Source organism: Prolinoborus fasciculus, from assembly GCF_056724605.1.
Genome location: NZ_JBWZQN010000077.1, coordinates 1 through 13,751, shown reverse-complemented (window position 1 = coordinate 13,751; position 13,751 = coordinate 1). Strand labels below are relative to the sequence as shown.

Sequence of the window (13,751 nt, the reverse complement as noted above, 5' to 3'; positions counted from 1 at the left end):
TTCTTGACTCAAGCATTAATGCAGTACGATCTTCAAAGTTAAGATGATGGTATGACAATTTTATATACTCCATAAACCCTTTAAATTAATTAGGTGGTTTATGTCGCACTTCAAGTTTTACTCTGCCCTTTGTTATTTATGAATGATTTTTCAAATTATTCAATATAATCTTACGCAAATTTTACTCTCTTAGAAGCGGGGCAGTAATTACCATTAATTTTACTGGTAGACCTAATATACATTTAACTTTTTGAAGGCTAATTGAGTCAGTTTCATTTTTTAAAACGGTAAGTACAATTTCTCCAGTTTTCTCATCCACATAAATTCCTTGGAGTTCTGGAAAAATTGATACTATTACTTTCAAATTTTTATCAACAATTAAATTAAGTTCTTCAAAGGTATAACTTTTACCTGGATACTCCTTAAATTCAAATTTAAGCGTTTTTTTAGAAGCCGAGTCTATACTTTCTGCTATAGCAACAGAAGATAGACTTAAACAAAGACATAAAATAATTTTATCGAGCATTGAACATCTCTATCATCTGAAGTTGTTGAAAATATTATTCATTTATTTTTTAATCCATTTTTTTCTAATTTTAGAATTAATAGGGTTAGAAAAATATTTTGCTATAAGTGAACCAAGGATAAGTGTAAGGACTATATAAATGACCAGTAATAGAACCTTGATATTTCCAGTAGTTGTTTGTGGAATATATACAACCTTCATCAAGCCTAATACCACTAGATGAAATAAGTAAATTTCATAACTATTTCTTCCTATTCCTTTGATAAAATTTAATAAATTACTTTTTTCATATCTGCTATTACCTGGTAAACTTGTCATGATTAGTATACTGGTACACAGTGCAAACGCTGAGATCCCCCAAATACTTGTTTCTTTTATTGGCGCGTAGAAATAAATAAAGATCATTAAAGGAATAGTAATTAACTTCAACAACTTACTTATAAAAAATGAAATTTTGAAGTGTTCAGCAATAATTGCTGTCAGACAGCCAAAAGCTATTCCATCAAAGCTAGAAAAGTAATGATATAAATATGCCCCACTTTCACTGCCATAGTGTAAGTATCTAAAATAGGGACAGAATAAAATTAAAATAATACATAAAATAATAAAGAATCTTTCTTTCTTCAGGAATATACCTATAACTGGAAAGAACAAGTAAAAGACTTCTTCAACGGAAAGTGACCATAACACCCCTAATGCATAATTTACCCATCCTGCATTGATAATTAATATATTCATCCAGAAAGTTAAGGCAGCAATATTTACAATATTCTGAGATACTTCTATCCCATTAGGAGCTTGAGTTATAAAAGGTTTTAAACCTAGTAATCCTAGTACATTTACAATAAGAACTAATAATATTAGTGTGGGTATAATTCGAGCGAATCTAGAAATATAAAAGTTTTTATAATTTATATTTTTTAAACCATTCCATCTTTTCAATGAGTGAGAGGTAATAAGGTATCCTGAAATTACAAAGAACATGGTTACACCATAATTCCCATTTCTTGCTAACATTGTTATAAAACTTTCATTTAAAAAATCAAATGTTAGAAATGTTTCATAGAGTTTGTAGGGAATATTGAAATGATGTAATAAAACTAATGTAATTGAGATAAAGCGCAAAATATCTATAAAATCATTACGTTCAAATGTATTTTTTTTAAAAGACATGTTTCATATCCTTGAGCCTCTAATTCATCAAATTTTTCTAAAATTAATATAATACATGTTATGCGAACTCAGTAATAAAACCTTAATATAATCAATATATTATTCTATATAAAAAAGCCTAAGCAGCCATTCTTAGGTTGTTTTATTTTTCATGTTCCACGCACAATAAGTAAGCAATGTTCCACGGGTTTGATTATTTCAGTTGAATAGTGCCCTTAGCCATTCGGCAAGAAAAAGCGACTTAACCACCCTCTTTTGGGCTGCTCCGATTCAACGTGCTCCGGCACTGGAATACGCTTATTTTCTTTTTGGCTATTAGTAGTCAATCCGTCATGTTTCGGTTCTGTGTCATCCGGTTTTGGATCTATTTTAACTGTACTGGATTGTATTGTTTCTTGATCGGTAAACGTAGTCATATGGGCTTTGGGGGCTTCTAATAAGCGTTGTATCGCCTCTATCTGATTATCTTTTGTTGCTAATTGTTCTCTTTGAAAAACTTCTCGTTCATGTGCAAGTTCTAGCTGTTTTTTTAGTATGTCTACCTGTTGCTTCAGCATGTCTACTTCTGTCTCTTTTTGTACTGAAGTAGACTGTAACGTGGTTACACCCTTATTATTTTGGGATGGTTCACCAAATACACGTAGAGCTTCTGAAAAATCTATTTTTCCATCACTATTTTTTGATAAATCTCCTTTCTTTATACGTTTATAGATACTTTGACGATTCATTCCATAGAGTTGAGCTAATTCAATAACAGATAGTGCTTTCATCATGTAACCCAAGTAAAAGTCTGTATGTCAGTAGACAATATTTAGTGATGTAACGTTACATCAACGATTTAACGATAGCCAACTTTTTCAAGCATTGGAGCAAACTCTTTTAACTTCTCAGAATCTTTAAGCATTTCAGCAATTCTTACTGCAAACTGAGGATAGCTTTCAGTTCCTTGAGAGTATTTACTCATTTCAGGAAGTTCAGATAACTTATTGGAAAATAAGTGACGTTGAGAGTCAGTCATTTTTTTTGAAAAAAGATCTAGATTCCCAGATATTGTTTGATTTTCTAATGATTTGTTCTTAATTTTTTTTTGCTTAAAAGAAAAAGAAAAACCAGATATTGAACGGCCTTTCTTATGCTGTTGGTAGGTTGCCTCTATATCTGTTTTTTCGCTAATTTCAGAAATGGCTAGGTCAAGAACTCTAGTTTTAAAGTGATCCATACGCTTGTATTCATTAACACCAATTCCAAGTTGCTCTCTGAAAGTTGTTAATTCAAATAAAGGTGTTTTTCCAACAGCTCTCCATTGAATTAGTAACTCATATAATCTTGCTGAATATGTACTGTTAAGCTGGGCTGTTTGGCTCAGTAAATATTGAGTAAAAAAGTCTTTAATACCATCAATTTTACTTATGCCTTGTACAACAGCTAGTGTGAAAACAAGTTCAATAGCCCCTTCATCATCTAAATATTTTACTTGTTGAATCCATCTACTTTTGACTAACTTCCCATCCTCATCAAAGAAACTAAATCTTCTATTAAATAAAGAATCCTCTGCTTCTTTCATTCTCTGATAAGCATTTTGCCTTGTTGTCCCAAAAACTTCAGCATATCTCAAAGCATCTATTCGTAAAGGAGTATCTGTACTTAGTCCTGTACCCGTATGTCTAGCATCAACAATAGCTAATTGAACAATATGAAACTCTGATAAAGATAGAGTTTGAAAAGCTTGGTTTAACCGATTGGTTTTTACAACTAATTCTTTTGACATAGACTCATTTGAAATATTTTTATACCCACAGATTATAACAATGTGGGTATAACTACAACTATTTAGTTAAGGGTGTAATTAAGTGGGTAACTAAACGTGGGGGAATGGGTAACTAAACGTGGGGGAATGGGTAACTAAACGTGGGGGAATGGGTAACTAAACGTGGGGGAATGGGTAACTAAACGTGGGGGAATACAATAGTTAGTTATTGAAATTTAATAATTAAAACTAAGTTAAAAACATTTAAAAACCTTAAAATAATTAAAAACACAGGGAATGAAAAATTGCCCTTGGTTTTCGCTTCGCTCAAACTCTATTGAATCTCGCTATCGCTCGATTCGCGGGGCAATTTTTGATAAATATTTCCATGACTTTAAGAAAAAGCAAAAGCAACTCGGAATTCGCTTCGCTCATACATTTTTTACTCGCTTCGCTCGACCTAAAACAACTGCATTCAGTTCGCACCCATTCGGGATGCTCTGATTCTGAGTTCTTGACACGTAGGGCAGCTTGTAATCAGGGAAAGGGATAAGCAAATTTTCTTAGTTCGCTCGTAGACACTCGCTCTAATCATTCCTCTTAATAGCAAAAGAAAAAAACAAGGCGAACGGAGTGTGAGCGACGAGAAAAAATCTAAATCTCAAAACGTATTCCCTCTGATTACCAGCTCCCATCTAAATTTTTCCGGGAGTAGCCGAGCCATCCCGAAGGGGTGGCGACCGTCCTTTTTTATACGCGTAAACAGTGGCCAGGCTCCCCAGTCGTCACTACCTTTAAGTAGTGACGACTGAGAGAAGCCTCATATTGCTTACAATACAAAACATTTTTGGAAGTTATTGCCGCGTGATAGAAGAATATTCACACATATACTGATCAGACTTTTTTGTTTTTTCATAACTTTTCTTTGCTGACTTTCATTTACGTTTTTCAGCTTAAACATAAACTAAATACAGGAGATCAAATACTTTTAATCGCTCTCATCCTATATGCAGAAACGGTTTATTTTTATAAGTATTCACACATTTGGACTTAAAGATTCTCGAATTTTTATACCCATTTTTTGAGCATTTTTTATTGAACCAATTTCTATAATTGAATTTGATAAAACGTTAATTCGGCTCTTAACACTAACCAATACATCGGATCTCACCCAGTTTTAAATTAAAAAATTGATACTTAATTGATTCCGTAGCACAGCATAAAGCTGCGCTGTACTCATCAATCAAGCATCTCCAATAAAAGATGGATCATGACCTTAGAATATCAATTTGATCAGCTCTGCAATAAGTTCCGTGAGGGTTCACACGCCACGCAAGCAAATAGACGGGCTATGCTGAAATTATTCACTGAACAGCTTGCCAGGAATGGCTATGACGTTAAAACCATGTCGCCCAAAGATTTAAAAGGTCGGCATGTGAATAAATTGCTTGAGCAATGGCGTAAGGATGGCGTGTCCACAGGAACGATAAAAAATCGAATGGTGGCCGTAAGGTGGTGGGCTGAAAAAGTCAGCAATAGCGGTGCCGTCAAAGACAATGCAACTTATAAAATAGAAAATCGTGTCTATGTCACCAATGAAAATAAATCTATATCTTTAAAAGATCTGGATTTGTCTAAAACCGATACAAACATAGCGCAAAGCTTACGTTTACAAGACGCTTTCGGGTTTAGACGTGAAGAAAGCATGAAATTCCAACCTGAATATGCCTTAGATGGTCAAAAAATTGAAAATGCTAAATATATCCGCTTAAAAGACAGTTGGACCAAAGGCGGAAGACCTCGAACAATTCCCATAACCAATGAAAAACAACGTCAAGAACTCAAAAATGCCTATGCTCAAGCCGTGAAAAATGGCGGTTCCATGATTCCAAAAGAAAAAAGCTATAAATCTCACAAAGCCAATTTTGAGGCAGTAACGCATGCCCTGGGTGTTGGGCAAACGCATGGCTTAAGGCATGGCTATGCTCAAACCAGATACCGTGAACTCATGGGGTTTGATTGCCCTGCGGTAGGCGGTTCTCGTGTGTTGTCGGCTGATGAAAAGATCAAAGATAAAGAAATCCGTATGTTAATTAGTGAAGAATTGGGACATAGCCGTATCAATATTACGTCCGTGTACCTGGGTTCATGGAGTAAAAACTAGATGGGGATTGCGTCAGAAATAAGATCAAAATTACCGTTATGTGGTCGTTGTATTAATTGCAAACTTTTGATTTGGAATGATAAAGCAGAGCTAAAACCCACTCACAATTTAATTAAATTTAGAAGCTCAGAAGCATCTTTTTACTATACGGTTCGTTGTTCGTGGCTCAAAAGTCCTGTTTCTGAACCTCAGTTCTTAGATACCTGTGAGGGTAAACAACAGCAAAAAGGGGATAATTAAGTGGTACATGATTTTCTTATGGCTTATTACACGTTTTTAATAAGAACTTTGCACCTTAAACCACTTTCGGTTGGCTATGCGAATACCCTTTTAGTTTTAATCATTATTGCGCTTTTTCTCATGCTCTTTGTGAGCTTAAAGTCACATTTTAAAGCGCATAATCCATACCATGAGTTTTTATATAATGTTGTTCTTTTCGGTTTGGCAGTTCTAGCCCAGACCTATCTGTTGAGCGACATCACAAATTTGCTTTCAAGTCATTATGTTGTGGTTTCAAATAATAATTATTTCGTATCGTGGCTTGTGATTGTTGGTCTTTATGCATTTTTGTACTTTGCTGGTGGCAAGTCAAAACCACGTGCAGAACGTATAAAAAAAGAGTCTGCGGAAGGGTATGGCACCTTATTAAGTGAAGTGCATAAAGGATTTGAAAATAAAACGCCCCTTATTGCTTTTACGGATAGGATTTTACCAAAGAAGCAAATGAAGGACATGCAACAAAAACACCTGAATTGGTCTTTTCATCGTGAAAGCTTAAGGGTCACCAATGAGGATCGGGGCATTGTTTTGGGCGCACCTGGCTCGGGTAAAACAACATTTTTAATCTCTCAAATCGTAGAGTGGATGAAATCCGGGCGTAGCTTCGTGGCAACGGACGTAAAGCCTGAAATTTGGGCGATTCTTAAAGCAAACAATGTCTTTAAAATTTTTGGTTATAAAGATTGGGTTTTTAATCCAACCGATGTTGAGAGTGACCACTACAATATTTTTTCAGAAGTGAAGGATTCAGCAGAACTCAACGAGATTTTGAACATTATCATTAAAGATGATACAGCCGAATCGGTGGTTTTTAATGACTTGGCTAGGCGTATTCTGAAGGCTGTTCTCATCGAACTTAGTGATAAGGCATCACTTGTGAATGCTCAAAATTATATTAATAGCATGGATAGCAATGATGAGTTGTTAAAGGCATTAAGACAGTCTGAAAAATCCAGTGTTTCCAATATTGCCAAAGAAATTTCTCGGACTGCTCAAAATGATCGCTTGCTTGCATCTGTGATGACGGCAGTTTCCAAAGCCTTTGAGTTTCTTGATGATGATCGTATTCGAGCAACGACATCAGATAATGCTCCAGGCTTCTACTTAAAAGAAGTTCTCATGCAGCCTAAACAAGCTGTATTTTTACAGTTTGACCAACAGTATAAAAGTTCAACGGCTACGCTATTCGGGGCAATGGTGGCGCATACCATGCGTATTTTACAAGCGAATCAAAACCGTAAACCCGTATTTATTGCCTTAGATGAAATCATTAATTGTGCACCTATTCCAAAATTCACTGATTTGCTCAATACGATACGTTCTGCAAATATGCCTACCTTTCTATACTTGCAGAGCTTAGAGGGCTTAAATCGCTTGTATGGCGCAAATAGCGACAAAATGTTCATGGGTTCGAGTAATTTGAAAATCGTTTTTAGAATTGGGGATATCGAATCGGCTGAAGAATGCAGTCGATTGGTCGGTCAAACTGAAACAACCTACATTTCTGAAACGGCAGGTACAAGTCAAACCAGTGGTACAAGTTCATCCAGTCGAACAAGTGGCTCATCTTCCAACAAATCGCAAAACGTAGGGACAACAAAGTCCATTAAATTGGAATCCATTATTGAGCCTGCGGAATTTATTAAATTGCCGATTTGTACTGCCGTGGTGATGTATAACGGCTCTTACGGAACGTTGGAAATGCCTAAATATTATGAGTGCTATAACATGCCAAAACGCACGAATTTAAAAACGATTCAGGACTTTAAAGCTGCCTAAAATTAAGGATTTTCTTTAATAATTTTCTCAGAAAAACCTGAGTATGGTTCATGAAAAGATAGGAGTACGATGAAAAGTGTTATATGAAGCATATTACCCAAGTGAAGTAAGCAACAATCATCCAATTAAAATTTTCTATGGCTTTGTACAAGAGGGATTTGACAAGGATTATCAATTAACTTTAGTCGTTTTTTATCCCGAATTAACAGGTACATCTTTATTTAATTTGACGGATAAGACTAAAGCTGGTCTAGCAAATTTTCTATTACAAAAACATGTTTATGGTGTTGGAGCTTCACACATCAAAGTGGCTTTTGTATGCGAGCATGTCAATGAGAGAGACTTCTATACTGAAATTTGGGGTGTAGATGTTTTTGAAAACTACGCTTTAGAGCAACTCGAGCAACAACCTAGAAGTTTACTCAGTGGCATTTTCGGAAATGATTCTAAAGAAGTCAGTATTCATTCAAGTTATTTGAATATCGGATTAACTGATTCAATCAAATTGATTGATGAAGGGCATTTAGATACGGCTCAAACGGCTTATCTTTTAAATAAGCTGAAAGAAAAAACTGATTACGGAAATTTTAATAAAATTTTTGGTGAGTAAAAAATTTTGCTGGCTATACGAAATTTAGTTATTCGAACTAAATTTCGTATAAGAGATTTTATGTTAAATAAAAAGCATCTCGAAAGATGCTTATATATTTGATATATGTTGCACTTATCTTTCTTTGTTAGATTGAGAAAGAACAGATGCTGCTAATGATTTTGTGGTATCACTATATTTATCGCTTTGTAACACTTGCGATGCTTTAGTTTCCATATTACTTCCAGTTTGCTTACTAGAATGTGTTTGAGATAAGGCTGATCCCGCTAACTGTTTTTGAATTGCTGAAGATGAGGGATTTCGCAATACTTCTGAGGCTAATGCACTTACAGTATTAGAGGTTTGTTTGGAGTTTTTAGACATACTGAATTTCCTTGAATTAATTGTCATTTTTACGAATTTTTTTGTAGCGATATAAAGCTACCTTTTCTCTATATTCTTTGAGAGTTTCGGGATGGGTTGTTATGAACTTACTCATCCTCTTTTTACCACCTTTGTAACGTTCATCTTCTCTCATTTTCTTAATATTAGCTTTATAGCCGCCTGATTTTGCAGCACTTATAAATGATGCCCCAGCCGAAATACCTTCTTTGACAAAATGTGGTGTAGCTATATTGGTAAAGAAATATGATGTTCCGTAAGGTGATAATCCTGCTAAGGTATTAATAGGTAATAATACTATTAGCCCCTTCTCTTGTTCTTCACCTATAGGTGCATGAGGTAACATAAAATAATCAGACTTCCAGATTTTTTCTAAATGACAGAAGTAGTTTATTTTTTTGCTTATCTTTTCTAAAGGAATGCTAAGTTCATTACATTTTTCTTGTGTAAATTCGATAAAGTGTTTCATTCCTAAATTAATAGTTATATCTGAAATTGTATCTAATCCTAACCCATCAACAACTAAAATTAGCTCTTCTAAATCTTCTATCGCTCCAGACATAACTGCTTCAGAAGAAGTTAAAGCTTCCAGTAATTTAGATGCCTTAATTTCTCCTGCTCCACGACCTTTATAGCTTTTTTTTGTCCACCCAATTCCTGTTCCTTTTGGTTCATGAAAGTAACTACACAATTCAGTAGCTAATTTTTGATCATCATTTTTTAACGCTGATAATAGAACTTCCATGAACGCTTTAATACACTTATGAGCATTGATGCAATGAATATTGTTTGTCATTGCAACGCTGTAAGGATCTAGAAATATCTTCGTATCTCTTTCCAATTTTAGGTTAAGAAAATCAATACTTTGATTAGGGTCTACTTTAAAATAATCTATAAAGGTTGTCATTCAATTAACTCCAATACTTTTAAAACATGATAATAATTCCGGAATACCGAACTTTGGTACATTATTTATCCGTTTTTTTACATAGTCAATCTTTTTTTTACACTATTCCGAACTTTTTATTAGTAAAATATAACTTAAACTAAAAGGGGATATTGAAATGGCAATTTTTCTTGGCGATAAAATCAGACTTCTTAGAAAGGAGAAGAAACTTACTCTAGAAGCTCTAGCCCAAAGTGCAGGATTAAGTAAAAGTTATTTGTGGGAGTTAGAAAATAGAGAATCACAAAAGCCTTCAGCAGAAAAATTATCAGCATTAGCTAAGGTATTAGGGGTAGATGTCGATTTTTTTCTAGAAGCTAATACCCTCACCCCCGATGAAAAGCATATTGATAACGCTTTTTTCCGTGAATATAAAAATTTAAGTTCTCAAGAAAAAGAACAAATAAGAAATATAATGGCTGTAATTCAAACTACCGGTAATAAATAATAATGGATGAAAAATTACATCCACCTAAAGCAGCGAATAGATTGCATAAGATTTTTGATGTTTTTTGTCAGGTACAATGTTTGGAAAAATTTCCCATTAATGTTGATATGCTTGCTTATGAAGCAGCTAACATTTTTAAATGGGATGATCCTATTGTCAACATTCTAGAGTTGAATGTCGGTAAATTTGATGGTGCCTTACTAAAAAATGATGCTAGTCAGTGGTTTATTTTATATAACCCAGCTGTGGAATCAGCTGGAAGAATTCTATTCACAAAAGCACATGAACTTGGACATTATTTACTTCATAGATCGTTGCAAAGTGAATTTCAATGTGGAAATGATGATATCCAGTTATATACAAATAATTCTATTGAAACTGAAGCCAATAAATTCGCTGCATATTTACTTATGCCGATAGATGATTTTAGAACACAAGTAGATACTACTAACTTAATTTACTCCTTATCTCTATGTGCATTGAGATATGGAGTTTCTCTGACAGCTGCAATTTTGAGATGGCTAGAATTCACTGATGAAAATGTGATATTGGTTGTTTCTAGAGATGAGTTTATGCAGTGGGCTTTTTCAAGCAATTCTGCTTTTAAAAATGGAGCTTTTTTTAGTACTAAAAAAACAGTTACTTCTATCCCGGATGGTTCTTTAGCAGCTAATCCTTTAGTAGTTGAAGAAAAAAATGGTGAAAAAATAAAAGCAACTATATGGTTTCAATATGCCGATAAAGAAGCGTACCTTACTGAATATAAGATTATTTCAGAAAAATATGATCAAATTATAACTCTAATTGTATTGCCTAAAGGTCTAAGTGTATGGAAGCCTAGAGAATTTTAAAAACTTATTAAATAATATTAAGATATTGATATTTATTATTTTTTAAATTAACTTATAATTCTATTATAGTTAATTATAAAGTTTTATTAATATGAATATTAGAGAAATTAAGGGCCCTTGGGAAAAAGGAATTGTTTTAGATAAGCATGTCTTAAAAAGTGAATATATAGGTGATAATGAATATGGTCGTCCGATGTTTGATACAAAAAGATCAGAATTAGGACAAGCATTATTCTTACTAAAATATAGAGATGATTGGGAGCAAATTCCTAAATTAGTAGATGCTTTAGCTATATCCATACAAGAAAATTTCCAAGACAAAATAGAGTTTATTATTCCTATGCCTGCTTCTAACACCAGAGATCGTCAACCTGTGTATGGTTTGGCTGAAGGATTAGGCCAAGCTCTTAATGTACCCATCTTTACAAATATCTTGCATAAAACAAAAAATGGAACTTCTCTAAAAGACTTACACTCTAGAGAGGATAAAGAAGCTGCATTAATAAATAGTTTCTCTATTTTTAATGGAATTCGAAATGAAGGATGTTGGAATGTTCTTTTAATCGATGATCTATTTGATACAGGGGCCACTATGGAAGCAGCTTGTAAAATGTTAAGCTCTTATCCTAAGATTAATAAAATTTATGTGGCAGCATTGACTTGGAAATAGCAGTGACAAAGATTTTTATTGCTGGTTCTATTAGCATTCAAATGCTAGATGAATCCGTTACTAAGCGTATCAATAAAATGATAGACCAAGGATATGAAATTATCCTTGGAGATGCTGATGGAATTGATAAAGCTGTTCAGGAATATTTAAATAGTAAAAACTACGATAAAGTTACTGTTTATCATAGTGGTAAGAAACCTCGAAATAATCTTGGAAACTGGCATACTAATTCTGTTATTACAGAATATAAGTTTGGAACAAGGGCTTTCTTTACAGCTAAGGATTTAGTTTTAGCTAATGATGCTGACATAGGAGTGATGCTCTGGGATAAGCAAAGTACTGGAACATTAAAAAATATTATTGAATTAATTAATCAGCGTAAAAAAGTTACAGTTTTTCTTCAACAAGAAAGAAAGTTTCAACGTGTTTATAACACTGATGAATTGCTATTAATTACTCAAAAGATGTCTGAATCTTCTTTAAAAAATGCTAATAAAAAAATTAAAATTTTTGAACGTATAGAATCTTTAAAAAGAGAACAATTACAACCTAGTTTTTTATAATATTTTTAATAAAAAACCCTGGCATCCTGCCGGGGTTTCTTTATCGTTGCTGATTGTGCTGTTGTACCCTCTGGTCCATGTGCAATAACTTATAATTCTTGTTTTATGTGTTATGGAACTTCCTGTTCCTGACGAGTTCATCATAGGAAAATTCCACTGTTCCAGATAGTAGCAAAGGGCCAGAATTTATGTACGCCAGGGCGCATAAAATAGCCTAAATTTTATCCCCAGCAATTGGGAATAGTTTTGGAACTTGGATCCGTATGAAATGGGCCCCGATTGCCAAATTGATCGTTTTTTTAATCAAATTTACTGGCAAAATATTACAGACTTGCTTAAAAGCTCACCAATGCGTTTTGTGATCAGTGTTAAATTTCTAAGTTATTTATATTTATATTAATATATGATTGTGCTTGGTAGAATCGCCATTATGTTAAATAAGAGTTGATAAGTAGCCATTAATTACCTTAATTTGATGTAATACAACATCAAAACTATAGAAAGAGCTAAATGTACTTACCTCCTCATTTTGAAGAAAGACGAATAAATCTTCTTCATGATTTAGTAAAAAAACATCCCTTCGGTTGTATCGTTACATATTTCAATGGTGAGTTAGATGCTAACCATATTCCCTTTGAATTAGTGCCTGATCAGGGGGATTGTGGAAAATTATTGGCACATATATCGAGAAAAAATCCTTTAGCTGAAGTTTTAAAGAATGATGCCAATGTACTTGTAATATTCCGAATTGATGATGTTTATATCTCTCCTAATTGGTATGTAGGAAAATTTGAACATCATAAAGTTGTTCCGACTTGGAACTACGTAGTTATTCATGCAAAAGGTAAGGCCAGAATTATTGAAGATGAGAAAATATTAAGAGGTATTTTGGCTCGTCTTACTAGAGAACATGAGTCCAATCAAGAGATTCCTTGGAAAATGACAGATGCACCAGCGGACTTTATCAACGAAAGGATGAAACATATTGTAGGAATACAAATTGAGATTACAGACTTAGTGGGAAAATTTAAATTAAGTCAAAATAGAAATAAAAATGATATTTCAAGTGTAGCTAAAGTTTTAGCTACTAAAGGTAAAAATAATTTAAGTAATCTAATGTTGAATAGCTCAAATACGGAAGAAATATAGAATTATATAAGGTTAATAAATGAAAAATAATGGTAGTTGCTTGTGTAGTAAGGTTCGATTCTTAATTAACAAAGATATTCAGACGATGTATCACTGTCATTGCAGTTTATGTCGTAAACAAAGTGGTACGGGAGCAAATGCAGCTACATTGGTGAATGAGATGGTATTTGAGTGGGTTTCTGGTACGGATTCCATTGGCACATTTAAAAAAGATTCAGGTTTTACTTCCTGCTTTTGTACAAGTTGTGGATCTCCTGTTCCTAATAGAGTTGGAAATAGCTCATTCATATGGATTCCACTTGGATTGTTAAATGAGAGGCCAGTAATTAATAAAAGATAGAGGTGGATCAGGAAATTTGAACAACACTTATAAGTGATATTTTGCTCCCCAAATGATGTTATAAACATCAATATATGGAGTATTTTATGACACGTAGACCAAGAAGAAATCATTCAAATGACTTT

Annotated in this window: 15 protein-coding genes; 9 read left to right on the top strand and 6 right to left on the bottom strand. The window is 33.6% G+C overall.

Annotated features, from left to right (window positions below):
• Positions 1-181 precede the first annotated feature (181 nt).
• From AC1P5O_RS14860 to repM, 4 genes are all read right to left on the bottom strand, one after another.
• Complete coding sequence (locus tag AC1P5O_RS14860) at positions 182-526, bottom strand: hypothetical protein (RefSeq protein WP_243475529.1); 345 nt, start codon at positions 524-526, stop codon at positions 182-184.
• A gap of 42 nt (positions 527-568) precedes the next feature.
• Positions 569-1,699, bottom strand: a complete 1,131-nt coding sequence (locus AC1P5O_RS14855) for an acyltransferase family protein (RefSeq protein ID WP_243475528.1) — start codon at positions 1,697-1,699, stop codon at positions 569-571.
• 215 nt (positions 1,700-1,914) lie between these two features.
• Entirely contained in the window at positions 1,915-2,472 is a 558-nt protein-coding gene (locus AC1P5O_RS14850) for a plasmid replication DNA-binding protein (RefSeq protein ID WP_499006254.1), read from the bottom strand.
• A gap of 65 nt (positions 2,473-2,537) precedes the next feature.
• Positions 2,538-3,467, bottom strand: coding sequence for a replication initiation protein RepM (gene repM / locus AC1P5O_RS14845; protein WP_243475526.1), 930 nt, complete (start codon positions 3,465-3,467; stop codon positions 2,538-2,540).
• A 1,249-nt stretch (positions 3,468-4,716) separates the two neighbouring features.
• On the opposite strand from repM, the gene AC1P5O_RS14840 reads away from it, so the two are divergent.
• The 3 genes from AC1P5O_RS14840 (at position 4,717) to AC1P5O_RS14830 (ending at position 8,278) form a co-directional block, all read left to right on the top strand.
• Positions 4,717-5,610: a phage integrase N-terminal domain-containing protein gene (locus AC1P5O_RS14840; RefSeq protein ID WP_243475525.1), complete on the top strand. Its 894-nt coding sequence runs from the start codon at positions 4,717-4,719 to the stop codon at positions 5,608-5,610.
• Positions 5,611-5,868: 258 nt separating this feature from the next.
• Positions 5,869-7,668: a type IV secretory system conjugative DNA transfer family protein gene (locus tag AC1P5O_RS14835; RefSeq protein WP_499006252.1), complete on the top strand. Its 1,800-nt coding sequence runs from the start codon at positions 5,869-5,871 to the stop codon at positions 7,666-7,668.
• A gap of 76 nt (positions 7,669-7,744) precedes the next feature.
• On the top strand, positions 7,745-8,278 hold the full coding sequence (locus AC1P5O_RS14830; RefSeq protein WP_243475523.1) for a hypothetical protein: 534 nt from the start codon (positions 7,745-7,747) through the stop codon (positions 8,276-8,278).
• A 114-nt stretch (positions 8,279-8,392) separates the two neighbouring features.
• Here AC1P5O_RS14830 and AC1P5O_RS14825 read toward each other — a convergent pair whose 3' ends face one another.
• Positions 8,393-8,641 carry a hypothetical protein gene (locus AC1P5O_RS14825; RefSeq protein ID WP_243475522.1) on the bottom strand — a complete coding sequence of 83 codons (249 nt, stop codon included), beginning with the start codon at positions 8,639-8,641 and terminating at the stop codon, positions 8,393-8,395.
• A gap of 16 nt (positions 8,642-8,657) precedes the next feature.
• Positions 8,658-9,566 carry a DUF8370 family protein gene (locus AC1P5O_RS14820; protein ID WP_243475521.1) on the bottom strand — a complete coding sequence of 303 codons (909 nt, stop codon included), beginning with the start codon at positions 9,564-9,566 and terminating at the stop codon, positions 8,658-8,660.
• A 157-nt stretch (positions 9,567-9,723) separates the two neighbouring features.
• On the opposite strand from AC1P5O_RS14820, the gene AC1P5O_RS14815 reads away from it, so the two are divergent.
• From AC1P5O_RS14815 to AC1P5O_RS14790, 6 genes are all read left to right on the top strand, one after another.
• Positions 9,724-10,053, top strand: coding sequence for a helix-turn-helix domain-containing protein (locus tag AC1P5O_RS14815; protein ID WP_243475520.1), 330 nt, complete (start codon positions 9,724-9,726; stop codon positions 10,051-10,053).
• Between the two features lie 2 nt (positions 10,054-10,055).
• Positions 10,056-10,904 carry an ImmA/IrrE family metallo-endopeptidase gene (locus tag AC1P5O_RS14810; RefSeq protein WP_243475519.1) on the top strand — a complete coding sequence of 283 codons (849 nt, stop codon included), beginning with the start codon at positions 10,056-10,058 and terminating at the stop codon, positions 10,902-10,904.
• 91 nt (positions 10,905-10,995) lie between these two features.
• A complete protein-coding gene (locus AC1P5O_RS14805) occupies positions 10,996-11,574 on the top strand; it encodes a ComF family protein (RefSeq protein ID WP_243475518.1) in 579 nt (192 codons plus the stop codon).
• Positions 11,565-12,137 carry a hypothetical protein gene (locus AC1P5O_RS14800; protein ID WP_243475517.1) on the top strand — a complete coding sequence of 191 codons (573 nt, stop codon included), beginning with the start codon at positions 11,565-11,567 and terminating at the stop codon, positions 12,135-12,137. Before AC1P5O_RS14805 ends, AC1P5O_RS14800 begins: the two co-directional genes overlap by 10 nt.
• A gap of 510 nt (positions 12,138-12,647) precedes the next feature.
• Complete coding sequence (locus AC1P5O_RS14795; RefSeq protein WP_243475516.1) at positions 12,648-13,286, top strand: FMN-binding negative transcriptional regulator; 639 nt, start codon at positions 12,648-12,650, stop codon at positions 13,284-13,286.
• A gap of 19 nt (positions 13,287-13,305) precedes the next feature.
• Positions 13,306-13,626, top strand: a complete 321-nt coding sequence (locus AC1P5O_RS14790; protein ID WP_499006249.1) for a GFA family protein — start codon at positions 13,306-13,308, stop codon at positions 13,624-13,626.
• Positions 13,627-13,751: the final 125 nt, after the last annotated feature.

Excerpts from the sequence above, each read along its gene's own strand:
- AC1P5O_RS14860 (WP_243475529.1), bottom strand. The coding sequence starts at position 526 with ATGCTCGATAAAATTATTTTATGTCTTTGTTTAAGTCTATCTTCTGTT.
- AC1P5O_RS14855 (WP_243475528.1), bottom strand. The coding sequence starts at position 1,699 with ATGTCTTTTAAAAAAAATACATTTGAACGTAATGATTTTATAGATATT.
- AC1P5O_RS14850 (WP_499006254.1), bottom strand. The coding sequence starts at position 2,472 with ATGATGAAAGCACTATCTGTTATTGAATTAGCTCAACTCTATGGAATG.
- repM (WP_243475526.1), bottom strand. The coding sequence starts at position 3,467 with ATGTCAAAAGAATTAGTTGTAAAAACCAATCGGTTAAACCAAGCTTTT.
- AC1P5O_RS14840 (WP_243475525.1), top strand. The coding sequence starts at position 4,717 with ATGACCTTAGAATATCAATTTGATCAGCTCTGCAATAAGTTCCGTGAG.
- AC1P5O_RS14835 (WP_499006252.1), top strand. The coding sequence starts at position 5,869 with ATGGCTTATTACACGTTTTTAATAAGAACTTTGCACCTTAAACCACTT.
- AC1P5O_RS14825 (WP_243475522.1), bottom strand. The coding sequence starts at position 8,641 with ATGTCTAAAAACTCCAAACAAACCTCTAATACTGTAAGTGCATTAGCC.
- AC1P5O_RS14820 (WP_243475521.1), bottom strand. The coding sequence starts at position 9,566 with ATGACAACCTTTATAGATTATTTTAAAGTAGACCCTAATCAAAGTATT.
- AC1P5O_RS14815 (WP_243475520.1), top strand. The coding sequence starts at position 9,724 with ATGGCAATTTTTCTTGGCGATAAAATCAGACTTCTTAGAAAGGAGAAG.
- AC1P5O_RS14810 (WP_243475519.1), top strand. The coding sequence starts at position 10,056 with ATGGATGAAAAATTACATCCACCTAAAGCAGCGAATAGATTGCATAAG.
- AC1P5O_RS14805 (WP_243475518.1), top strand. The coding sequence starts at position 10,996 with ATGAATATTAGAGAAATTAAGGGCCCTTGGGAAAAAGGAATTGTTTTA.
- AC1P5O_RS14795 (WP_243475516.1), top strand. The coding sequence starts at position 12,648 with ATGTACTTACCTCCTCATTTTGAAGAAAGACGAATAAATCTTCTTCAT.
- AC1P5O_RS14790 (WP_499006249.1), top strand. The coding sequence starts at position 13,306 with ATGAAAAATAATGGTAGTTGCTTGTGTAGTAAGGTTCGATTCTTAATT.